The organism is Trichormus sp. NMC-1 (genome assembly GCF_001858025.1).
Classification (GTDB): domain Bacteria; phylum Cyanobacteriota; class Cyanobacteriia; order Cyanobacteriales; family Nostocaceae; genus Anabaena.
This window is the reverse complement of record NZ_LZQD01000001.1, coordinates 1,479,499-1,501,688: the sequence shown is the minus strand read 5'-3', so window position 1 is coordinate 1,501,688 and position 22,190 is coordinate 1,479,499. Positions and strand designations below refer to the sequence as shown.

The 22,190-nt window shown below is 40.8% G+C and carries 20 protein-coding genes; 8 read left to right on the top strand and 12 right to left on the bottom strand.

The genetic code is table 11. The annotated features are described in order from the left end of the window. Positions 1 to 11: 11 nt before the first annotated feature. The gene (mnmE, locus tag A9Y75_RS06605) at positions 12 to 1,424 is read right to left on the bottom strand and encodes a tRNA uridine-5-carboxymethylaminomethyl(34) synthesis GTPase MnmE (protein WP_071188705.1); all 1,413 of its coding nucleotides are present in this window, start codon (positions 1,422 to 1,424) and stop codon (positions 12 to 14) included. A 281-nt stretch (positions 1,425 to 1,705) separates the two neighbouring features. On the opposite strand from mnmE, the gene A9Y75_RS06600 reads away from it, so the two are divergent. The 3 genes from A9Y75_RS06600 (at position 1,706) to A9Y75_RS06590 (ending at position 3,629) form a co-directional block, all read left to right on the top strand. Next, complete coding sequence (locus A9Y75_RS06600) at positions 1,706 to 1,906, top strand: hypothetical protein (protein WP_071188704.1); 201 nt, start codon at positions 1,706 to 1,708, stop codon at positions 1,904 to 1,906. 372 nt (positions 1,907 to 2,278) lie between these two features. Then, entirely contained in the window at positions 2,279 to 3,367 is a 1,089-nt protein-coding gene (locus A9Y75_RS06595; protein WP_071188703.1) for an AAA family ATPase, read from the top strand. Beyond that, positions 3,360 to 3,629 (top strand): DUF3226 domain-containing protein, encoded by a 270-nt coding sequence (locus tag A9Y75_RS06590; RefSeq protein ID WP_071188702.1) that lies wholly within the window; start codon positions 3,360 to 3,362, stop codon positions 3,627 to 3,629. Before A9Y75_RS06595 ends, A9Y75_RS06590 begins: the two co-directional genes overlap by 8 nt. A gap of 110 nt (positions 3,630 to 3,739) precedes the next feature. Here the strand turns inward: A9Y75_RS06590 and A9Y75_RS06585 are convergent, their stop codons facing one another. The 8 genes from A9Y75_RS06585 to A9Y75_RS06550 all read right to left on the bottom strand — a co-directional run bounded on the left by A9Y75_RS06585 (position 3,740) and on the right by A9Y75_RS06550 (position 11,411). Beyond that, on the bottom strand, positions 3,740 to 5,368 hold the full coding sequence (locus A9Y75_RS06585) for a mucoidy inhibitor MuiA family protein (protein WP_071188701.1): 1,629 nt from the start codon (positions 5,366 to 5,368) through the stop codon (positions 3,740 to 3,742). A gap of 147 nt (positions 5,369 to 5,515) precedes the next feature. After that, positions 5,516 to 6,439, bottom strand: coding sequence for a LysR family transcriptional regulator (locus tag A9Y75_RS06580; RefSeq protein ID WP_071188700.1), 924 nt, complete (start codon positions 6,437 to 6,439; stop codon positions 5,516 to 5,518). A gap of 245 nt (positions 6,440 to 6,684) precedes the next feature. Further along, positions 6,685 to 7,479, bottom strand: coding sequence for a BMC domain-containing protein (locus A9Y75_RS06575; RefSeq protein ID WP_071188699.1), 795 nt, complete (start codon positions 7,477 to 7,479; stop codon positions 6,685 to 6,687). A 52-nt stretch (positions 7,480 to 7,531) separates the two neighbouring features. Beyond that, entirely contained in the window at positions 7,532 to 8,296 is a 765-nt protein-coding gene (locus A9Y75_RS06570; RefSeq protein WP_071188698.1) for a transferase, read from the bottom strand. 251 nt (positions 8,297 to 8,547) lie between these two features. Further along, positions 8,548 to 10,209 carry a ribulose bisphosphate carboxylase small subunit gene (locus A9Y75_RS06565; RefSeq protein WP_071188697.1) on the bottom strand — a complete coding sequence of 554 codons (1,662 nt, stop codon included), beginning with the start codon at positions 10,207 to 10,209 and terminating at the stop codon, positions 8,548 to 8,550. 125 nt (positions 10,210 to 10,334) lie between these two features. Continuing rightward, entirely contained in the window at positions 10,335 to 10,637 is a 303-nt protein-coding gene (locus A9Y75_RS06560; RefSeq protein WP_071188696.1) for a EutN/CcmL family microcompartment protein, read from the bottom strand. A 6-nt stretch (positions 10,638 to 10,643) separates the two neighbouring features. Next, on the bottom strand, positions 10,644 to 10,988 hold the full coding sequence (locus A9Y75_RS06555) for a carbon dioxide-concentrating mechanism protein CcmK (RefSeq protein ID WP_016950894.1): 345 nt from the start codon (positions 10,986 to 10,988) through the stop codon (positions 10,644 to 10,646). A 114-nt stretch (positions 10,989 to 11,102) separates the two neighbouring features. Beyond that, entirely contained in the window at positions 11,103 to 11,411 is a 309-nt protein-coding gene (locus A9Y75_RS06550) for a carbon dioxide-concentrating mechanism protein CcmK (RefSeq protein WP_015209255.1), read from the bottom strand. 658 nt (positions 11,412 to 12,069) lie between these two features. Between A9Y75_RS06550 and A9Y75_RS06545 the strand changes: the two genes are divergently transcribed. From A9Y75_RS06545 to A9Y75_RS06535, 3 genes are all read left to right on the top strand, one after another. Beyond that, a complete protein-coding gene (locus A9Y75_RS06545) occupies positions 12,070 to 13,926 on the top strand; it encodes an NAD(P)H-quinone oxidoreductase subunit F (RefSeq protein ID WP_071188695.1) in 1,857 nt (618 codons plus the stop codon). A gap of 102 nt (positions 13,927 to 14,028) precedes the next feature. Beyond that, positions 14,029 to 15,528 (top strand): NADH-quinone oxidoreductase subunit M, encoded by a 1,500-nt coding sequence (locus tag A9Y75_RS06540; RefSeq protein WP_071188694.1) that lies wholly within the window; start codon positions 14,029 to 14,031, stop codon positions 15,526 to 15,528. Between the two features lie 101 nt (positions 15,529 to 15,629). Next, entirely contained in the window at positions 15,630 to 16,760 is a 1,131-nt protein-coding gene (locus tag A9Y75_RS06535) for a CO2 hydration protein (protein WP_071188693.1), read from the top strand. 234 nt (positions 16,761 to 16,994) lie between these two features. Here the strand turns inward: A9Y75_RS06535 and A9Y75_RS06530 are convergent, their stop codons facing one another. The 3 genes from A9Y75_RS06530 to A9Y75_RS06520 form a co-directional block, all read right to left on the bottom strand. Beyond that, a complete protein-coding gene (locus tag A9Y75_RS06530) occupies positions 16,995 to 18,062 on the bottom strand; it encodes a fatty acid desaturase (protein WP_071188692.1) in 1,068 nt (355 codons plus the stop codon). A gap of 235 nt (positions 18,063 to 18,297) precedes the next feature. Next, positions 18,298 to 19,353, bottom strand: coding sequence for a fatty acid desaturase (locus A9Y75_RS06525; RefSeq protein WP_071188691.1), 1,056 nt, complete (start codon positions 19,351 to 19,353; stop codon positions 18,298 to 18,300). Between the two features lie 272 nt (positions 19,354 to 19,625). Continuing rightward, positions 19,626 to 20,441, bottom strand: a complete 816-nt coding sequence (locus A9Y75_RS06520; RefSeq protein WP_071188690.1) for an acyl-CoA desaturase — start codon at positions 20,439 to 20,441, stop codon at positions 19,626 to 19,628. An 88-nt stretch (positions 20,442 to 20,529) separates the two neighbouring features. Here A9Y75_RS06520 and A9Y75_RS06515 point away from each other — a divergent pair, with 88 nt between their 5' ends. After that, on the top strand, positions 20,530 to 21,762 hold the full coding sequence (locus A9Y75_RS06515; RefSeq protein ID WP_071188689.1) for a methionine gamma-lyase family protein: 1,233 nt from the start codon (positions 20,530 to 20,532) through the stop codon (positions 21,760 to 21,762). 37 nt (positions 21,763 to 21,799) lie between these two features. Further along, a complete protein-coding gene (locus A9Y75_RS06510) occupies positions 21,800 to 22,177 on the top strand; it encodes a GxxExxY protein (RefSeq protein WP_071188688.1) in 378 nt (125 codons plus the stop codon). Positions 22,178 to 22,190: the final 13 nt, after the last annotated feature.

Below are 22,190 nucleotides of genomic sequence, written 5' to 3'. Positions count from 1 at the left end.
AAATCGTTGACTTATTTCCCAATACAGAACCTACTAAAAATCCGATCTAAAACTGATTCTGTCACCTCTTCCCCAGTAATTTCTCCCAACGCATAAATCGCTCCTCTTAAATCAATTGTCCAAAAATCTAAAGGTAACTGTTCGATAATTGTTCTTTGCACTTGTTCTAAATCAATTTTCGCTTTTGTTAAAGCTGCGGCTTGTCTTTGATTAATCGCTAAATCCATATCAGCAGCTTGCACTTTTCCTGCTTGAACTATTTCTAAAATCGCTATTTCTAAACCATCAATTCCTTGATTTTGCGCTGCTGCTGTTTTTACAACTTGGTTAATTATTTGGGGATATTTCAATTGTAGAGACGTTGCATGCAACGTCTCTACATGATTGTTTCCTAAAAGATCAATTTTATTAATTACCAAAATCACCGGACGGTGTTTTACTTGTTCATAAATTTCTTGATCTGCATCTGTCCAACCTGCGGAAGCATCTATAGTCAATAATACTAAATCAGCAGCACTCGCAGCACGACGCGATCGCTCTACTCCTATTTTTTCTACCTGATCTACTGTCTCCCGAATCCCTGCTGTATCTAAAACCTGGATAGGAATCCCCCCCACAACTAGCTGAGATTCCACCACATCACGGGTTGTACCGGGTAAATCTGTGACGATAGCGCGATCGCTCTGACTCCATGCATTCAATAAACTCGATTTTCCCACATTGGGACGACCAACTATCGCTACTTTTAACCCAGTTCGCAATAATTCACCTTTATCTTTTGTCGCTAATAACTTGGTAATTTCCAACGTAACTTGATCAATCTCGGAAATAATTCTTTGCTCATCTAAAGGTGGTAAATCCTCCTCAAAATCAATCCGCGCTTCAATTTCCGCTAAAATATCCAAACATTGAGCGCGTAAATTTCTAATTGGTTGAGCTAATTTTCCCTGTAAACCAGCTAAAGCCGTTTGTGCTGCTTGGGGAGATTTCGCACCAACTAAATCTGCAATACTTTCAGCTTGGGTTAAATCTAAACGTCCATTTAAAAACGCTCTTAATGTAAATTCTCCCGGTTGCGCTAATCTTGCACCATTTTCTAAACATAGTTGCAATACTTGTTGTACCGCCATAATTCCCCCGTGACAATGAAATTCCACCACATCTTCACGAGTAAAAGAACGGGGTGCTTTCATAATCAGCAATAAAGCTTCATCAACAACTTGCTTAGTTTGGGGTTGACGGATGTAACCATAGAGAATGCGGTGACTTGACCAAACTTGTTTTCCAGGTGCAGAAAATAGAGTTTGTGCGATCGCTATCGCATGATCACCAGAAACCCGCACAATCCCCACACTACCTTGTTGAGGGACAACAGCAGTAGCTATAGCAGCGATCGTTCCAGTATTAGCCAACAATTCTGACATAGGAGTTTTGAGGGTTCAGAAGTATGGGGAAAACACAATACTAAACCCCCATAGCAGTTAGATAGTAATATTAAACCGCGTCTATTTTGAAACCCATAGTTTTTTTAATCGGGTTTTATTCTCAAATTCTATACTCTTCCCTCTTCCCTGTTCCCTGTTCCCTGTTCCCTTTTAAAAAACTACAGTTCTCAACTTGGACTAGGTTTAGTTAATAACCTATTACCAATAATAGTAAAATTTATTTGAAGGGTAAAACGCCCGAATGTAGAGAGGAGTTCACTGTGGAGCAGACAATTAACTGCGCTGAAGCCTGCGTCAACGGGTGCGTTTTAGGCGATAAATGTCCTAATACTGAGTTTAGAGAAGCAACTTCAAAATTTATCGAAGAGACTTCTTTAGACAAAATGCTAGAAATGGCTGAAGAACGACTGCGGAAAAAAATGACAGAACCACCAAAATGGGTATTTCCAGAAGATCCTTAAGAGGATGTTTGAAAAGTTGCAAATTATACTCTAAACCCCTCTCCAAACCTCTCCCCCACAGGGAGAGAGGCTTTGATTCTTACTCCCCTTCCCTGGTAGGGAAGGGGTTGGGGGTTAGGTTCTGAGACTTTTGATGTTACCAAAAATACTTTTAAAACATCCTCTAAACAGCATTTGGATCAATACCTAATTTTTATAAACCAATTTACGCCAGAGGAAGAGTCGATTACGGTACAACTCTGGCAACAAACTCTTCAGAAAGCAATAAATTACCGAAAAGCTTTTCTTGATACGTCCATTTTGTTGATAACTATCTGGGTGGTGAAAGATATAAGGTAATGTAAGTGAGTAAGTTTGTATCTGGAGGTGACAGTGATTAAGAATATTGAGATTAAAAATTTTAGATGTTTCCAGAATTTAAAAGTATTAGGTTTTGAGAAAATTAATTTAATTAGCGGAAAAAATAATGTTGGTAAAACTGCATTATTAGAAGCATTATTCCTCAATAGTACACCAAGACCAGATACTATTTTTTTGTTGCGACAAGTAAGAAGAGAATCATCAAAGTTAAGTAGAGCTTTGCCTGAAAGAACCTGGAACAACTTCTTTTTTCAACAAAATAAGAATAGTACACTAGAGATTGACGCTACTCTTGAAAGTGGTTCTTCTAAAAAAGTTGAAGTATTTGTTGATGAATCTGTGAAAGATTTAGAAGATACCTATCAACAGGATGATGATAATGATAACGAGAAAATAATCAGTCTTTTTTCAGGAAGTGAGTCTGTATTATCTGTGATGCACCTGAAAACCAGGATTAATAATGGAGATGATTTTGAAACATTAATCATTTCCAGTGCTAAGGGTGTAATAGCCAGAGATATCAAAGTTCCTGATATAAAAAATGCTTTTTTTATCCCCTCTTTTTTGAGAGTTTCTAGTCGAGAATTGACCGAAGAGTTTGACAAAGCTCGTTTGAATGAGAGAGACAATGAGCTTCTAAGAGCTTTTCAGGCTATTGATTCTTCCATTATTGGTGTAGAGAGCTTTAGTATCGGTGAACCAAATCTTTATGTTAAGAGAGAAGGTGAAAGTAGATTACCTTTGTCCTTGTTTGGTGATGCAATTAATCGCATCGCCGATATCATTTTAAGAATTGTGAATAATGAAAATAGTATTTTGCTAATTGATGAAATAGAAAATGGTATTCATCACTCTAACCAAGCTGCTTTTTGGAGTATTCTTTACAGATTAGCTAGTGAATTAAATGTGCAAATTTTTGCAACAACACATAGCTTAGAAATGATAGAAGCTTTCATAAAAGCTGGCTCTGAGTATCAAAATATAGCTGCTCATTTTGAGCTAACAAAACATCTAAAAACAGGCAAAATATTTGCTATAAAGCGAGATTTAGATACTTTAGAGTATGGAATAAGTCACAATAAGGAGGTGAGAGGTGAGTAGTAATATTTTGATTGTAGAAAGTAAAAATGATCAATTTTTCCTACAGGCAATTATTCGTCACCTCAATTGCAATATAGAAGTTGAATCTATAGAACCGACACCTCCGATTATTATTTCAGAGGATGATTATAAATCAATGGAGGGATTAAATTCTAAAAAACTAATAGCTGCTCTCAATTCCTTAAAAGCAGATATAGAGAAGGGTGAGATTGAAAGGGTAGGTATTGTTATTGATATTGATGATGTCGATTTGGAACTTTGAACATCCTACCTTGAATGATTTGAAGAAATTTTTACAGATGTTTTGTTAATTCCACTGAACAAGAAAGCATTATTGTTGTTAATTCTCTTAGTAGTGTGATCATCCCCAATTCAAATATCCAACCCCAACACCGTCAACTCCGGTGGATGCTCAACAGTGAACTGATAATATACCTCTTGTTGTTCCTGCGCTGCCAACACAATATCCCACTCCAAAATTCCGATTTCACTTAATTGAATTTGTGGCTGAGAACGAGCCAGACGCACCTTAATTTGCTCATTACGACTAACTGGTAATTGTTCAGTTAATTTCAAACTTGCTTCTTGATTTAACAAATTAGTAATTACCACCCGATAAGCATAGGTAATTCGGCGTTGACTACTCATCAGTTTCTTATCTACCTGACGTTCAACTAAATCGCGTTCAATTTTTAAACCTTCATCTATACCCAAATTAATTTTAAATTCCTGTCCTGGAGCAATATGTTCTAATTGAGTTGCACCGACAAAGATACTGTCCCGAAAAATGTTTGCTTTCCCTGGTAATAAAGTTGCACCATCAGAACTATTTTTCACATTAGCTTGTAAATAAGCAAAACTAACTAAACGTGGCATTCCTACATAATTTAATTTACAAGGATAATCATCTTGAAAAATTGTGGTTTTATGAGGTGCGCCATCACTAGGAATATTACCACCACTATTTAGTTTAAAAGTAACTACGCTGCCTTGTTTAGATACTTCCGTTACGACTGTTTCAGCACTGATGAAATTTTCCTCTTCTTCCTTTTTTGCAGCCTTTGGCGCATTATTAGGAGGAGGCATCAGCACAGCCATAGCAGGTGGAGGAGACATTGAACGCTGCATAGTCAGAGAATCATCTGCCCGTGTACGTGGTGTATCAATATACCAAGGCTTCAGCTTAGGTGGGATTGTACCTAATCCCGGTTTAGCGGTAGAAAAAGTCAGCGCTACACCAAGCCAATCTTCACCTGTAGTTTGGGTAACTTCTGCTAGGTAGCTCAGATATAAGATATTGCTGCTACTATCAACCCGCAAGTCATAAAGCGGCTTCCAGTTAGCTCGATTCACCAAATAAGACATCTCTAGCTCAAACTCACCTTCCCCCGCAACTTCCACACCGACAATCACACTCAAGCTTTCTTTAGGGTGTGGTGTTTGGATTTTTTGCAATGCGGTGCGGAGTGGTTGTAATTGCTTTTCTAATTCTTGCTGTTGGGTTTTGCACTCCCCGGAAGCGATCGCATATTCGCTATACTGACTACCAATAAAGTTGAGAAAATCCAAGGTTTCACTCAAACTGAGATTTTTCCGTGACAGGCTTTGAGCAAAGGGTTCTTCTGTCTTTTCACCCAAGCCTGTAATAAAATGAGATTGTAATGCCAAGGCATCTATTTGAGCTTGTAAATGGCGTTTTTCTGCTTCCAGTTGCTGAATTTGTTTCGTTAACTGCGCCACTCTTTCAGCCACAGGTTCGGTAGTATAAATGCGATCGCTGCTCACTCCCACCAACCGCACCCCTACCGTACCAGTACCGCTTACCCTCACAGACTCAGTTTCTAGAGCGACAGGCAATGGTGTAATTAACAACTCGCGTTCTTCTCCCGTTAAGGAGATAACACCTCGTCTTGTCACTAAAGCTTTGTCACCATAGACAGTGACAGCAACAATTTGGCTTTCTACTGTTTTGCGCCAAGATAATATTTCCGGGTTCACCATTGCCAGTTTTTTCCCATGTCGATCAGTTATCAGTTACCCAGTTACCAGTTATCACTGTCACCTGTTGATTGTTCACTGGTTCTGTTGGTTAATTGTCAATGGTTTCCGGTTTCAGCGTCAAGGGATTTCCGGTTTTGAATGTAAAGTTTATTCTGGAACTGAAGTAATCACTTCTTGCTCCACAATCTTCTTAGCCGCCTCTAGTAGATACTCATAATAAGTACGAGCCACAATCGATAACTGTTTACCAGATGGGTAAACCATATACCAAGTGCGCTTCATGGGAAAATGCTGCACATCCAAAATGCTGAACTCAGAACTATCTGTTAATAAAGTATGACGAGATAATACCGAAATTCCTAAACCCCCGGCTATTGCTTGTTTAATCGCCTCATTACTCCCCAATTCCAGTTTCACCTTCACCTTTATCCCATGTTCCTCAAAGAGAGATTGCACCGCACGGCGTGTACCTGAACCAGGTTCGCGCATGATAAATGGTTGATCTACCAATTTTTCTATGGGGATATTTTTTTCCTGTGCCAAAGGATGATTCACAGGTGCAAAAACTACCAAAGGATTTTCTAAAAATGCCTCGACATGGACATCTAAATGCTCTGGAACCTGGCTCATAATATACAAGTCATCCATGTTACCAACCATGCGTTCCAAAATCCGTTCATGATTAGTGACTTGTAGGGAGATATCAATTCCAGGATAAAGTTGGCAAAATGGACCCAACAAACGCGGGATAATGTATTTTGCTGTTGTAATCACTGCTAACCGCAATTGCCCTTGTTTTAGACCCTTCAAATCTGCCACCGTCATTTCAAATTGAGCTATAGTCTCAAAAATCTGACGACAAGTAGTAAAGAGTTCTCGTCCAGCTTCCGTCAAAAATAAACGTTTTCCCACCTGCTCAAATAATGGCAATCCTACCGATTTTGTTAGTTGCTTGATTTGCATTGATACGGTAGGTTGGGTGAGAAATAATTCCTCAGCAGCACGAGTAAAGCTGCCGTGCCGTGCCGCCGCCTCGAACACCTTCAACTGGTGCAACGTCGCTTGGTTCAAGGTGATTCTCCTCTAATAGCAATTCGTAGATATAAATCTAGTATCACTGAACACTACCCCTTGTTGTAATGTTACTCATACAAAGTTATGAGGTTTAATATAGATAATAATCTATGCTCGCTATCAGAAGTGCGGTATTGGACTTATGGAGTTAAGAAGTTATCATCAAAAAACAAGCAAGACAAAAAATGCCTTCCAACTCAAGATGAATGCTGAATATTGAATAATATGTTATTTAGAATTCATCATTCATCGTTCCATAGTTCTTCCTTAATTTTCATAGGCAATTTAGCTAAATCTGGCAACTCCACAGCTTCCGCGTCCACAATTTTATCCCTGATATTTAAAGGTATATTTAATGGTTCACGTTCTTCTATCCAACAACTAGCCACCGGTAAGGTTAGCTCCATTTCATCCAATGGACGAGGAATCACCATCACCGCACTCAATTCTCCGATGCGTTCTGCTTCAAACATTCCTGCTTCTACGGCTACGGCAACATTAGCTACAGAACCACGAATAATGGCTGTACACAAACCCGCACCAATTTTTTCATAAGCTGCCAAATGGACATCAGCCGATTTGAGCATGGCATCACAAGCGCCCACCATTGCTGGAAAACCCCGCGTTTCTACCAAACCAATTGCTTGATTACTCAATCGGCTGTAACTGCCTTCCTCCATTAATTTACTGATGCGGTTAGTAATAGGCAGCACAATATCTAAGTTGGGATAAGGTCTGGGAATTACCAAACTAGAAACCAACTGACCAAATTGTTCAGCAGTTTGTACACCAGCTTCTACAGCCAAGCGCACATCAGCAATACCACCTCGGATAATTGCTGTACAGTGACCACTACCAATTTTTTCATAACCCACTAAATGGACTCCAGCCGATTTCAACATCATGTCAGCTGTTCCAACTATGGCTGGAAAGCTAAGAGTAGATACTAAACCCAAGGCAGTATCCTTGAAGTTGTCTCGATGACGGCGACGTACTGGCTGGATAGTGGTAAGAGACCGTTGATTAGATGTTTCCATCATGAATTCTCCAGGATACTCACAAAACTCTCCACTTAACAATTAACACTTACTACAAGGAATTGTCAGAGTGTTTGTCGTTCAAGGATTGCCTATGGGGAAACAATGTGATCAAAAGCCGATTAATGCTACCTTGTCCGTAAATCTGAGTCCCAAAAGTATTATGGGCTTTAGTTTCATCTGGGTTGGGTGCTGATTCTGGATTACTAATTTCGGTAGATTCTGGGTGAGTAGATTCCTGTTGGTCAGAGGCAGCAACCTGAGCCTGTTCCTCCACTGGGGGAGATTGGCTTTTAGGAGTCGGAGAAGGCCCAGAAACGGAATTAGGCTGGTGTTGGAACTCCACAAAGGCTGAAGCTGAGAAATGAGTTGAAGAAATTACCGATTCTTCTGGCTTTTCCTGTGGAACTTTTGTGGAAGTGGAATTATTGGTGGAAGGTTCGAGTTGTTGGGTTTTGCCAACTTGACGACTATTGTCTCCCAAAAGAGAACCGGGTGGAACTACTTCTCCCGATGCGACAGAACAGTTGAATACTGTTGTTGCTGCACCAATACAAGCATTAGTGCCAATTTTACCTTCCCCAACCATCAAAAAACCGGCTCCCAGGTTCACTCCTGCTTCTATTTCTAGAATACCTTCATTGACTTGGAGAATTGACCCCATGCCAATACAGACACCAGGTCCGATAATAATTTTGCTGTTGGCAGCTGCTTGAATGATTACCCCTGGTGCTAATACCGCACTGGGATGAATATTCACCTCACCACTAATGTGAGAATCAAAACTGTTGCCCAGGCGTAGCAGCGGCACAGACATGGTATTTGTCACCTTGGAAGCCGGAAAAATGAGTATTGAGAATAATTATGAAGTAGGGAGGTGGGGAGAAAATTAACAATCACCGAATTTTAGATTTTAAATTTTGAATTTTGGATTGAAGATTCAAAATCCAAACAGGTCTGAACGCGATAGTGTCTCGTAGAGAAGCCCCCGACTTGACTGCTGGGGTCAATCTAAAATCTAAAATCTAAAATCCAAAATTGTGTTACCTGTTACCTGTTCCCTAATTATTATGGACGTTGGATAATTGCTTCCAATACCCGGCGCTTGGCTGTGGCATCAATACCAATTAAGCGCACATATTCTCCTGGATATTCAGAGAGATGTGCTTCCAAAGCTGCGATCGCATCTCGTTCAGATTGAGCCTGAATTTGACCGCAACTAGCCCAAGTACCTGTACGGAAACGGCGTTGGTCTACGTGTTCTAGGCTAATTTTAAATCCACCAGCCAATAATTGCCGCAGTTGATCTATTACTTCTACGCTCAACCGAGTGCTGGTAACTGTTGCAGTTGCAGTTGCAGATCCAGAAGATGCACTTGCAAATGATTTGGTGCTACCAGATGAGGCTACTTGACCATTTGGACGTTGGATAATGCTTTCTAGTACCCGGCGTTTGGCTTTGGGGTCAATCCCAATCAACCGCACATACTCGCCTTGATGGCTGTCTATACACTCTTCTAAGGCGGAAACCACTTCTTTGGCAGAAGTTGTTTCTATGGGCTTACAACTGTTCCAAGAACCTGTGCGGAACCGGCGCTCATCTACGTGTTCTGTACCGATTTTGTAACCGCCTGCTAAAAGTTGACGGATCTGGTCTACTGTTTCGGCGCTGAGTTTACTGCTACTGGTGCCATTACCATTACCATTGCCGTTGTAGCTGCCATTGCTGGGAGCCGCAGATGGCTTAAAGGTGGATGTAGTCGCAACTACACCATCTGGACGTTGGATGATGGTTTCTAATACTCTCCGTCTACCATTGTCAATCCCGAACAGACGGACATACTCGCCACTGTGGTCTACTAGACAACTTTCTAAAGCTGCGATCGCTGCTTCTAAAGACCTGGTTTCAATGGGCTGACAGCTTTGCCATGAACCTGTGCGGAACCGTCTTTGATCAACGTGTTCTGAACCGATTTTATACCCTTGTTGTAGTAGATAACGCAACTGATCTACCGTTTCTGCACCCAAGCTATTGCTCGCCACTTCACTACTCCTTTCCAATTCTTCAACAACAATACTTGTATAAGATTTAGCCCCAGAAAGATTAAGTTCATCCCGAATGGGTGCAATACACTTGCTATCCGCAGCACAGCGATAACCAGCCCGCAATGCCTGATTAATACCGACTACATGATGAGCAAACTGCTGATCTTGAGCTTGTACATCTGGTAATCGGTCAGCTTGCTGCTGGGTAGTAATTATCGCTCCCGAAGGGACATATTTACCTGGGGGGATTTCTACATCTTGAATTAAAGCGTGCATCATCACAATGCAACCTGCACCCACCTTGGCATTAAATACCGTAGAGCGAAAGCCAATAAAGGAGTGATCCCCTACATAAGCTGGCCCATGAATTAGAGCCATGTGGGTAATAGAAGCATCTTCACCAACCCAGACCGAGTATTCTTGTTGATCATCACCAATTACTCGACCTTGCTCCAAACCATGAATGACGACACCATCTTGAATATTAGTGTTTTCACCAATATAAAAAGGTGTCCCTTCATCGGCTCTGATGGAAATCCCTGGAGCAATGATGACATTTGCACCTATCAACACATCCCCAATAATGTTGGCAGAAGAGTGTACAAATGCAGTTTCATGGATTTTGGGTTCAGCTAAACTCCTTGACCACGGGGTTGGGGGGGCCGCCGTGCTGCGGACTACCATTGAGACATTCCTCCTGAATTAAGCTTTTTGTTAGTAGCCGGTCGCTACGCTCCCATTCAAAATTCAGCGTTCAAAAAAGTGAATCAATTTTGAATTTTGAATTTTGAATTCCCCTTCAGGGGTGACTATCTATATTGTTCTTTTTTGCTGTAGATGAGGCGATCTTCAACATGAATGGTGTCTATTATCGCCACTACTGCTGCATCTAACGGACGTTGTTCATTGCCTAGAACTTGACGAGCGGCACCGTTACGACTGACCAGTACCCACTCTTCCACTCCTGCGCCTACACTATCGGCTGCTACCTCGTATTCTGGCAGGAGGTTTCCGTCTTCATCTACTAATTGCAACAGCAGTAGTTTGACACCTCTAAGACTTGGATCTTTTTGCGTGCTGACTACTGTGCCACGAACTTTGGCAATTTGCATTATAAATTACGGTCTTCTACCGAAAGGACGAATTGCGTTTACACCTTCCCGGAATTGTTCTACATCTTCGGTATAACGAATTGGTAGGACGTATTCCAAGTTTTCATGAGGACGAGCAATGATATGAGTAGACAGCACTTGTCCACCATTAACTCGCTTAACATTTTCAATTCCTGCTGCTACTGAAGCTTGTACTTCGGAAACGTCGCCCCGAACGATGACTGTCACTCTACCGCTACCGATTTTTTCGTATCCTACCAAGGTAACGCGAGCGGCTTTCACCATCGCATCAGCAGCTTCTACTACTGCTGGAAAGCCCAGCGTTTCAACCATTCCCACTGCAATTGACATTAGTTTTCGTCCTTAAATTAAGTTTATGGCTTGCGCCACGCTGGTCTTGTTCAGACCTGGCAAAAATTTCCACTCAAGCAAGCAACCCCGTTAATCACTTTGTTTAAACAGTTTTTAAGTCCGGAACTGTTCTACTGCTTCTGTATACCGAATCGGTAAGACATATTCTAGGTTTTCGTGGGGACGGGCAATGATGTGTGTGGATAACACTTCACCACCGTTGACTCTTCTAGCTGCTTCAACACCAGCCGCTACTGAAGCTTGCACTTCAGATACATCTCCCCGAACAATCACGGTAACACGAGCGCTACCGATCTTTTCATATCCTACCAGAGTTACACGGGCTGCTTTCACCATCGCATCAGCAGCTTCTACTACTGCCGGAAAGCCTTTCGTTTCAATCATTCCAACTGCAATTGGCATCGCAGAACTCCTAAAAATTTAATTCGATCTGTACTACGGGTTGAAATTTTTGACGGGGATGCTCATCTTGAGAGAAGAAAACACTTCTAAAATTAAGCATAGGAAACCTTGGCATCCCTGGCAACATAAATTACTATAATAGTTTGTAATAAAAAACTTTTAGAAAACTTAACAAAACTTAATAGCCTCCCTCAGAAGATTAAAGTTCACGGATTCCTAGAGGGGACGCTTATGCTTTATAATTTCTTTATTACATTTAGAAAATAACATTCATAACCAGCACTAATCCTATTGGATCAGGGGCATCCAGAGGCTGTATAATATACTGTCTCGGTCTTTTTTCATGTTTTGCTATCTGTACATAGATTAATTAAAAGATATATAATTTTTTTTAATATATCCTATAAACTTCTTTGTTCAGAGTATAAATACAAATTTACAACCAGATAATTTCTGTAGACATATAAATGCATTTAAATATGCAAACTTATATTTAATTGTCATTTAATAACGGAGGCTAAAGTAAAAATGCTCATTTAAGTTTATGGGAAAAATAGTTAAGAAAAACTTGATTTTACCAAAATTAATTTTTTTTAAGCGAATGATGGTTTTAAGGCTGTTTAAAAAACTAAAGGTTGAGTGGTCAAGGAAAATCTAAATGAATGAGTTTCTCTATTTTACAAGTTGGTTTGTGCCTTTTTATAGCTTATTAGGTGCAATTTTAACCTTGCCGTGGGGAATGGGAATAATTCAACGTACAGGACCAAGACCTGCGGCTTACTTCAACTTGTTGACGACGATTTTGGCTTTTTTCCATAGCTTATTTGTATTTAACGGTATATGGGAGAGAGATCCAGTAATCTTGGTAGTTAATTGGTTTCAAGCTGCGGATTTCAATTTATCATTTGCGTTGGAACTCTCACCAGTCAGTATAGGGGCAATAGTTTTAATTACAGGATTAAGTCTGTTAGCCCAAATTTATGCCCTGGGTTACATGGAAAAAGACTGGTCGTTAGCACGCTTTTTTGGTCTGCTAGGATTTTTTGAAGCCGCACTGAGTGGTTTAGCGATTAGCGATTCTTTGTTCCTTAGTTATGCCCTACTAGAAGTCCTGACCCTTTCCACTTACTTACTGGTGGGATTTTGGTATGCTCAACCATTGGTAGTCACAGCAGCGCGAGATGCTTTTTTAACAAAGCGGGTGGGAGATTTATTACTGCTAATGGCTGTGGTCACACTTTCCACCTTAGCAGGTAGTTTAAACTTTTCCGATTTGTATGAGTGGGCGCAAACGGCTGAGTTAAATCCATTAACATCAACTTTGTTAGGTGTGGCTTTGATAGCAGGGCCTGCGGGTAAATGCGCTCAATTTCCCCTGCACCTGTGGTTAGATGAGGCCATGGAAGGACCTAACCCAGCGTCGGTAATGCGTAACTCATTAGTGGTAGGTGGTGGGGCTTATGTGTTATACAAGATTCAACCATTGTTAGCACTATCGCCAGTGGCACTGAATGCCTTGGTAGTTATGGGTACGGTGACAGCGCTGGGTGCAACATTGGTATCGATTGCCCAAATTGATATTAAACGGGCTTTATCTCACTCAACCAGTGCCTATATGGGATTGGTGTTTTTAGCTGTGGGCTTAGAACAAGGGGGCGTGGCTCTCATGTTACTGTTAACCCATGCGATCGCTAAAGCATTATTATTTATGAGTTCTGGTTCGATCATATATACCACCCAAAGTCAAGACTTGACAGAAATGGGGGGTCTGTGGTCACGAATGCCAGCTACTACCACTGCCTTTGTTGTCGGTTCAGCAGGAATGGTGACACTGCTACCACTGGGAAGCTTTTGGGCAATGTTAGGATGGGCTGATGGCTTAGTGAAAGTTAGCCCTTGGGTAATTGTGGTTTTAGTGTTAGTCAATGGCTTGACAGCATTGAATTTAACTAGAATCTTTCGCTTAGTCTTTTGGGGAACACCACAGCCGAAAACCCGCCGCGCCCCAGAAGTTGGTTGGCAAATGGCCTTCCCTATGGTGACATTGACTATATTGACACTACTATTACCTCTGATGCTACAGCAATGGTATTTACTACCTAGCTGGGAAAGTATTGATTGGTATATATTATTGTCTTTACTAGCTTCTACCTTCTTGGGTGTGGGTATTGGTTCGACAATTTATCTGCACAAAGCTTGGTCAAGATCAAGAATTCTGGCTTGGAGATTTATCCAAGACTTATTAGGTTATGACTTTTACATTGACCGAGTTTATCGCCTCACCATTGTCAGTGCAGTAGGTTTATTATCCAGGATTTCTGCGTGGAGCGATCGCTATTTAGTAGATGGTCTGGTAAACTTAGTGGGCTTTGCGGCAATTTTTAGCGGACAAAGTTTAAAGTACAGCATTTCTGGTCAATCTCAAGGCTATATGTTGACCATCTTGGTAGTAATTAGCTTCCTGGGCTTTGTCATCAGTTTGTCATTAGGTTTATTCGATAAATTACCTTTTTAGGAGGCTGGAGGCAGTCTTGTTGGAGGTAATTATAATTTTCCTCCTCTCCCTCTCTTCCCACCTCCCCATCTTCCCACCTCCCCATCTTCCTAACACTTGCTTATGCTAAGTACGTTGATTTTTCTGCCGTTGCTGGGTGCAACATTAATAGCTTTTTATCCTGCTACTATGAGTGGGAAACTTTCCCGCAGCTTGGCTTTAGGCTGTGCCGTGATCTCTTTCTTATGGACAATTTTTCTAGCGATTCAGTTTAATCCTGGGGAAGTTGGACAACAGTTTGCTGAGTCACTTCCTTGGGTAGATGCTTTAGGTTTAAACTATAATTTAGGAATAGATGGTTTATCATTGCCATTGCTATTATTAAATGGACTTTTAACCTGCATTGCCATCTATAGCAGCGATGAATCTCTTCAACGTCCTAGATTTTATTATTCCTTAATCCTACTGTTAAGTGTTGGGGTAATTGGAGCCTTTTTATCACAGGATTTATTGTTATTTTTCATATTTTACGAATTGGAACTGATTCCCCTCTATCTGCTAATTGCAATTTGGGGTGGTGAAAGACGCGGTTATGCAGCGACTAAATTTCTGATTTATACTGCTGTTTCCGCCATCTTGATTTTAGCCAGTTTCTTGGGAATGGTTTGGCTGAGTGGTTCTCCGAGTTTTGGACTAGCAACTTTGAACGCCCAAAATCTACCTTTGGCCACACAACTGTTGCTACTAGTAGGAATTTTGGTGGGTTTTGGCATTAAAATCCCCCTTGTTCCCTTTCATACTTGGTTACCAGATGCCCACGTCGAAGCTTCCACACCAATTTCTGTCCTGTTAGCTGGAGTATTGTTGAAATTAGGAACTTACGGTTTATTGCGGTTTGGGATGAACTTGTTACCTGAAGCTTGGGCATATCTAGCCCCTTGGTTGGCAACATGGGCAGTGATTAGTGTGCTGTTTGGTGCATCTTGTGCGATCGCGCAAACAGATATGAAAAAAATGGTAGCTTATAGTTCTATCGGACATATGGGCTACATTTTGTTAGCCGCCGCCGCCGCCACACCTGTAAGTGTATTAGGTGCTGTCATGCAAATGGTTAGTCACGGCTTAATTTCCGCCCTGATGTTTCTGCTGGTGGGAGTTGTATATAAAAAAGCAGGTAGCCGTGATTTAGATGTGCTTCGCGGGCTGCTAAACCCAGAACGGGGAATGCCTGTGATTGGTACTTTGATGGTTTTAGGAGTTATGGCCAGCGCTGGTATACCAGGAATGGTGGGTTTTATTTCCGAATTCATCATTTTCCGGGGTAGTTTAGCCGTTTTCCCCATCCAAACATTGATATCAATGCTAGGTACAGGTTTAACTGCGGTTTACTTCTTAATTCTCCTCAACCGTGCTTTTTTTGGACGCTTATCTGCACAAGTGAGCAACTTACCCAGAGTATATTGGAGCGATCGCATTCCTGCACTTATCCTAGCTCTATTAATCGTCATTTTCGGTATCCAACCCTCTTGGTTAGTGCATTGGACTGAACCTACAATCACAGCAATGGTAAACACACCAAACCTAGTTGCAACTGTGTCAGTAGATAAACCAGGGAAAACTTAAAAAGTGTGAGGTTTGTAGTCATGCTGAACCTCTACTACAACCTCATCTGTGATTTCCTATCCCTCAACCTTATTTATTTTTAATTGTCTGGAGAAAGAGTAATGCTTAATGTTAAAAAAAAACCTGTCAATCACCTTTTATCAGAATATGTTAAACGTTTAGAAACTGGAGAAGCATTACTTAAAGATACTCCAGAAAATGTTTTAGAAGTAGTGGGAATTCTCAAAAGCTATGGTGTAGTTTTAGATGCTTATTCCCAAAACCTCATATACATAGCTGAAAATCAGTTCTTAGTAATTTTTCCCTTTTTTAAATACTTTAATGGCGAGGTTTCTTTCTCAAAATTACTTCATCACTGGTGGCATGACAGAATTAACTTTGAATATGCTGAATATTGCATGAAAACCATGATGTGGCATGGTGGCGGTGGACTAGATGCATATTTAGATACAAAAGAATTTCAAGAATTAGCCAAAGCTGTGATTACTGCTAAATTGAAAAATGATCCCTTAATGCAGGGACTTAATCAACTGTTTCCAGACTTTTTAATAGAACAGTTGCGCGTCTCTGCTTATTACACTGGTTTGGGTCAATTTTGGCGAGTGATGGCAGATATGTTTCTGAGCTTATCAGATCGTTACGATCAAGGCGAAATTACATCAATTCCCCAAGTTGTAGATCACATTAAAACAGCTTTGGTAGCAGATGCATTTAAACCAATTACTTATGCTGTCAAAATAAAGGATCAAGTCTATGACATTATTCCTAAATCAGCTGGCTTAACTTTTCTTGCCGATACAGCAATACCTTATGTAGAAGCTATTTTTTTCCGAGGAACTCCTTTCATGGGTGTAGTGTCCTACAATGCCCAAGCATATCAAATTCCACCAGATCAATCTCGATTTGAGTATGGTGCATTATACGCAGATCCTTTACCTATTGGTGGTGCAGGTATTCCTCCCACTTTGTTAATGCAGGATATGCGCCATTATTTGCCAGAATATTTACATAATATTTATCGTCGCAGTCGTCGGGGTGAAGATGATTTGCGGGTACAAATTTGTATGAGTTTTCAAAAGTCGATGTTTTGCGTAACTACAGCAGCGATTTTAGGATTGTTACCTTATCCGCTAGATACTCAAGATTTAGAAGAAGAAAAAGCAAACAGAGTTTATTTAGAAAAGTGGTTAGATAGATTAAAAAATTCTCAGCTATTGGTAGTGAATAAATAAAAGAATTCCCAGATTTCAACATTTAAAGTAGTTTTCATGTATTTAGACCACACGCTGATATCTGTATTTCTTTCTTCCTTTGCGCCTTTGCGCCTTTGCGTGAGATATAAAGATGTGGTTCATTTAGCTGAAAATCGCTGTAAAGTAGACGATTTGCCACAAAAAAAGTCCGCCTGCGCGGACTCTGTTTATATAGCCCCACAATTTTAGTCTGCGGAGCAATTGCAGGACAATTTACTTATTATGTGAAGTGTAATAAACCTTGCTTCCCGTATCTGGGACAAAATGACAGCTGACAGCTGAACGCCATAAAGACTTCCAAACAGGCTCTTTAGATTCGTGGAAATACTCACCCATAATAGGCTTAATCGCCGCAGTTGCCTTTAGCAAATTGTAGTGAGGCATATTCAGGAAGATATGGTGAGCAACATGAGTACCGATATCGTGATGGATATGATTGATAAAACCGTAATCTCTATCAACACTAGAAATTGCACCTTTTAGGAAAGTCCATTCTTCCCCACGATACCAGGGAATTCCCGGCTCAGTGTGGTGTAAAAATGTCACCAAATCCAACCAAATGATAAACCCAATGTATGGACCTGCATAGTATTTTAACAACCACATCCAACCCCATTGGTAAGTGAGGAAACCTAACAAACCTACAAAGCCAATCCAGAGTGTGGTGCTAGTAATGATATCCCATTTTTCCGAAGGCTTGAAAAGCGGGCTACTCGGTGAAAAGTGAGAGCCTTCTTTACCGGGAGAACGCTTAAACAAATACACTGGATAAGCCAACAAGAATACATAAAAACGCCCTATTTTTTGTAATAAAGGCATCGCATTGTATTCTGATTCAGATATAGGATACCAGCTTTCATCATTCTCCAAACTACCAGTATTTTTGTGGTGAGTTCTGTGGCTAATTCGCCAACCATGATAAGGAACTAAAATGGGAGTATGGGAAAGATGACCAACTAAATCATTCAACCATTTATGCTTAGAAAAAGATTGGTGTCCGCAGTCATGACCAACTACAAACAAAGCCCAAAACATGGTTCCTTGCATGACCCAGAAAATTGGCCAAAAATACCAAGAATCTAGATAATTAGCAACCGCATAAAGCAGACCAATAATCAAGATGTCACGAAAAAAATAATAGAGTGATTTGATCACACTAGGCTGAAAACACTCAGCAGGAATTGCAGCTTTTAAATCCTGAAGAGTAAAGGGTAACTTAGTTGTTTCCTGAGAGGATTCAGAACTATTTGATTGGTTGAAATTGATTGTATCTAGTTGCACTGGATTTGATTATCGGTTGTAAATTAGAAGTTATTTTAGAGGTAAGTAATCTCACCTCTGCAATGCACAGTTAGGAAAATCTGTGACAACTCACAAAGCTCAATCAAGGAAAAAATTAGTAAATATCCTAGCAATATTTCGGTATAGATAATTGCCAGTACTAATTAAACAAGGATAAAAGTCAAGATGCTAAAAATTTCGGCAGACATTCATACTTTCATCCTGCACCCTGAATTTACTGCTCTGCGTAATGTTCAGCGAAAGTCTTATAGCCAACTTCATTTGTGTAGAGTTGACATTCGTCAGTAATTTTCTTCATTAAAGACCAAGAAAACTCACACTCATCATGTAGATAGCTACTCCAATTTTCTTTAATGCTGCTGTAAGCCAAGCGCAAATTATAAGAAGGAATAGCAGTAGAAATATGATGGGGAACGTGAACGTTGATATCGTGGCACAGAATTTCTACCCACCGAGGATAATCGCAGTGAATTGTTCCAGATAGTTGCGCTAAAGCTTCATTCCACTTATTAGCTGTTGTGAAGGGAACGTCCGAAGCAGTATGGTGAACGATTGTGAATGTACTCATCCAGAAGTGGTAAACCATCCAGGGTATAAACCAGAATTTGATAAATCCCCAAATACCAGTTGTCGCAATGAGTGTGGGGAAAACAATAGCGGCAAATAGCAAAACCACAGTTACAGAAAGCTTGACGCTAGATTGGTCTTTTGGTTGGAATTTTCGGGCATCAAAATGTACAACTGCCCAATGTCCAATAGAACCTACCCACCAAAGGCGTTTCTCCATAAACAATACAAACGCAGACTGTCTAGTTTTATCCCAACTTTCAAAAACTTCAGGTCTGATAGGATGCCAAGCATTATCTTCATCCAGCTTGTTTGTATGTTTATGATGATAATTATGTTTAATGCGCCAACTATGGAATGGATAAATTAAAGGCATCATAAAGAAATGCCCCACTAAGTCATTTACCCAACGACGTTTAGCAAATGAACGATGACCACAGTCATGTCCAATTACAAAAAAACCTGTTAAAGCAGTTCCTGTAAAAATCCAGGCTAGAGGTAAGAGGAACCAAGGAGAAATTGCTAGAAAGAAGTAGCCTAAGCCAGCCATGAAAAGGCTAAGTATGGCTTGTGTCCAAGCTTTGCGACGATTTTTCTGAAAACATTCTTTTGGCAGACTCTTGATAATATCTTTCAGTTTCAGTTGGGAATTACCAAAGTCTGTAGAGACGTTATTGATTTGGCTGTTAATTGTTGTAGTCATGAATACCTGAAAAAGAACAAAATCCCCCTACACAGTCACTAAAAAGTAACTAGTCGCAAAGTTTTGTAACATTAATTCTTCGGATTATAGCAAGCTAAGTTACCGTAACGCACGGACAAAAAAAATTTGCTAAAAATTTCCGAAATGAGAAAAAAATTTTGTAGTCACTAGAGAAAATAAATTAATCTCCACAAGTCAACAGTCAATAATCGCCAGTCAATAAATAATTGACCGTATGACTATTGACTATGTGACTATTTAATAGTATGGGGTTACTGCTGTCTGTCTGCCAGCTTTACATTTGTAGCTAGGCCCAGTAATTGCAGTAATTGAATTGTCATCCAAGTCATATCAATTTCCCACCATTCTAAGCCATGACGGGCTGAGTATTGAAAGGCGTGGTGGTTATTGTGCCAACCTTCACCAAATACTAGTAGAGCTACCCACCAGCAGTTAGTGGATCTATCACCAGATTCATGACTGCGATAGCCAAATTTATGGGTAGCACTGTTAACCAACCAGGTACAGTGATAAACCCAGATAATCCGAAAGAAAATTCCCCAAACCACAAAAGACCAGCCGCCTAAGAAAAATAGTGCTAAACCCAAACCAATTTGTAAGAAAATGAAATTTTTCTGTAAAAACTGATAAACTGGGTCATCGATAATGTCTTTAGTGAAACGGGGAACTTGATCGTGAGCCGGAGCGAAATGAATCATCCAGCCCATGTGGCTCCACCAGAAACCTTTATTTGAATCATGGGGATCTTTGTCTGTATCCGAGTGCAAGTGATGGATACGGTGTGTACCTACCCACTCAATCGGTCCTCCCTCACAGGAGAATGTCCCAAAAATAACTAGGACATACTCTAACCATTTGGGAGTTTGAAAACTGCGGTGGGTCACAAGACGGTGATATCCCAGGGTAATGCCTAAACCACCAGTCACCCAGTAGAGTAATAATGCCACACCAACGGCGTTCCAGCTAAAGTTACTAGGAACCAAAACGAACAGAGCGCCGACGTGCAGTGCAACGAAAAATAGGGTGTTAACCCAGTTAACTTGAGGTTTAGAAGTAGCAATTGTCATGCAGTAACCTGAATAGAAATTGTTCAGCCTAATCTGCGCGATCCTAAAATCCGCATATGTATATTTTAATTTTTTGGATGAAGAAACGATGAACAGCTTACAACAGCTGCGGCAAGCAGAACAGGCACTATTAGAGATTTTTTCTGGTATTGACGCTCAGGTCAAGCATAATCTTAAACGAGTATTAGATGCCTTTCGTCATCACCGAGTAGGCGCACACCATTTCGCAGGCGTAAGTGGCTACGGACACGATGATTTAGGAAGAGAAACCTTAGATAAAGTATTTGCCGAAGTGATGGCTGCCGAGGCTGCGGTGGTGCGAGTGCAGTTTGTTTCGGGAACTCATGCGATCGCCTGTGCGCTGTTTGGTGTACTCCGTCCTGGGGATGAGATGTTAGCAGTGGTTGGTTCTCCCTACGATACGCTAGAAGAGGTGATTGGCTTGCGAGGACAAGGCCAAGGTTCCCTTATTGATTTTGGCATAAATTATCGACAATTGGAGTTAAGTTCTCAAGGAACAGTAGATTGGCAAACATTAAACACTAGCATTACTGATAATACTAGGTTAGTGTTAATTCAGCGTTCCTGCGGTTATTCTTGGCGGCCGAGCTTGTCGATTGGGGACATTGAAAAAATTGTCCACATAGTCAAACAGCAAAATCCCAACACCATTTGCTTTGTAGACAACTGCTACGGCGAATTCATAGAAACCCAAGAACCCACAGCCGTAGGTGCTGACTTAATGGCAGGGTCACTGATTAAAAATCCTGGGGGGACAATAGTTAGTGCCGGTGGTTACATAGCCGGTCGGGCTGACTTAGTAGAAGCGGCTGCTTGTCGCCTCACAGCACCTGGTATTGGTAGTGCTGGGGGTGCTACCTTTGACCAAAATCGCCTTTTATTCCAAGGATTATTTTTAGCACCGCAGATGGTAGGTGAAGCCATGAAAGGTACTTACCTCACAGGTTATGTATTTGACAAACTCGGATATCCGGTTAACCCTGCACCCTTAGCACCGAGAGGGGATGTGATCCAAGCGATTAAATTGGGTTCTGCTAAAAAGCTAATCGCCTTCTGTAAAGCCATTCAACAGTCTTCACCCATAGGTTCTTATCTCGACCCCATACCCGATGATATGCCCGGCTACGAAAGCCAAGTAGTCATGGCTGGGGGGACATTTATAGAAGGGAGTACCTTGGAGTTATCGGCAGATGGTCCATTGAGAGAACCTTATGTGGTTTATTGCCAAGGAGGGACTCATTGGACTCATGTATCTATTGCTTTACAAGCGGCTATTGAGGCGGTGATAAATATAGAATAATCCTCACGCAAAGGCGCAAAGGCGCAAAGGTAAGAAGATGAATGAGAATGAGATTGCAAGGGAGGTTGTTGATGCTGCGTATAAAATTCATACGAAGTTGGGACCAGGTTTGTTGGAATCTGTTTATCAGTCTGTTTTAGAATATGAGTTACGGAAGCGAGGATTGCAGGTGAAAGCGGAGCAACCCATACCTGTAGTTTATGAAGATGTTCATCTGGAGGTAGGTTTTCGGGCTGATTTAATAGTTGAAAACAAAGTCATTATCGAACTTAAGTCTGTAGAAACCGTTCACCCAGTGCATAAAAAGCAACTACTAACTTACCTTCGTCTTGCTGATAAACGCCTTGGTTTACTCATCAACTTTGGATCATTCCTCATCAAGGATGGAATCTCCCGCATTGCCAACAACTTATAAAATCAGGACAAAG

Excerpts from the sequence above, each read along its gene's own strand:
- A9Y75_RS06545 (WP_071188695.1), top strand. The coding sequence starts at position 12,070 with ATGAATGAGTTTCTCTATTTTACAAGTTGGTTTGTGCCTTTTTATAGC.
- A9Y75_RS06555 (WP_016950894.1), bottom strand. The coding sequence starts at position 10,988 with ATGTCAATTGCAGTGGGAATGGTTGAAACGCTGGGCTTTCCAGCAGTA.
- A9Y75_RS06575 (WP_071188699.1), bottom strand. The coding sequence starts at position 7,479 with ATGGAAACATCTAATCAACGGTCTCTTACCACTATCCAGCCAGTACGT.
- A9Y75_RS06585 (WP_071188701.1), bottom strand. The coding sequence starts at position 5,368 with ATGGTGAACCCGGAAATATTATCTTGGCGCAAAACAGTAGAAAGCCAA.
- A9Y75_RS06550 (WP_015209255.1), bottom strand. The coding sequence starts at position 11,411 with ATGCCAATTGCAGTTGGAATGATTGAAACGAAAGGCTTTCCGGCAGTA.
- A9Y75_RS06540 (WP_071188694.1), top strand. The coding sequence starts at position 14,029 with ATGCTAAGTACGTTGATTTTTCTGCCGTTGCTGGGTGCAACATTAATA.
- A9Y75_RS06525 (WP_071188691.1), bottom strand. The coding sequence starts at position 19,353 with ATGACTACAACAATTAACAGCCAAATCAATAACGTCTCTACAGACTTT.
- A9Y75_RS06510 (WP_071188688.1), top strand. The coding sequence starts at position 21,800 with ATGAATGAGAATGAGATTGCAAGGGAGGTTGTTGATGCTGCGTATAAA.
- A9Y75_RS06515 (WP_071188689.1), top strand. The coding sequence starts at position 20,530 with ATGAACAGCTTACAACAGCTGCGGCAAGCAGAACAGGCACTATTAGAG.
- A9Y75_RS06520 (WP_071188690.1), bottom strand. The coding sequence starts at position 20,441 with ATGACAATTGCTACTTCTAAACCTCAAGTTAACTGGGTTAACACCCTA.
- A9Y75_RS06565 (WP_071188697.1), bottom strand. The coding sequence starts at position 10,209 with ATGGTAGTCCGCAGCACGGCGGCCCCCCCAACCCCGTGGTCAAGGAGT.
- A9Y75_RS06570 (WP_071188698.1), bottom strand. The coding sequence starts at position 8,296 with ATGTCTGTGCCGCTGCTACGCCTGGGCAACAGTTTTGATTCTCACATT.
- mnmE (WP_071188705.1), bottom strand. The coding sequence starts at position 1,424 with ATGTCAGAATTGTTGGCTAATACTGGAACGATCGCTGCTATAGCTACT.
- A9Y75_RS06560 (WP_071188696.1), bottom strand. The coding sequence starts at position 10,637 with ATGCAAATTGCCAAAGTTCGTGGCACAGTAGTCAGCACGCAAAAAGAT.
- A9Y75_RS06535 (WP_071188693.1), top strand. The coding sequence starts at position 15,630 with ATGCTTAATGTTAAAAAAAAACCTGTCAATCACCTTTTATCAGAATAT.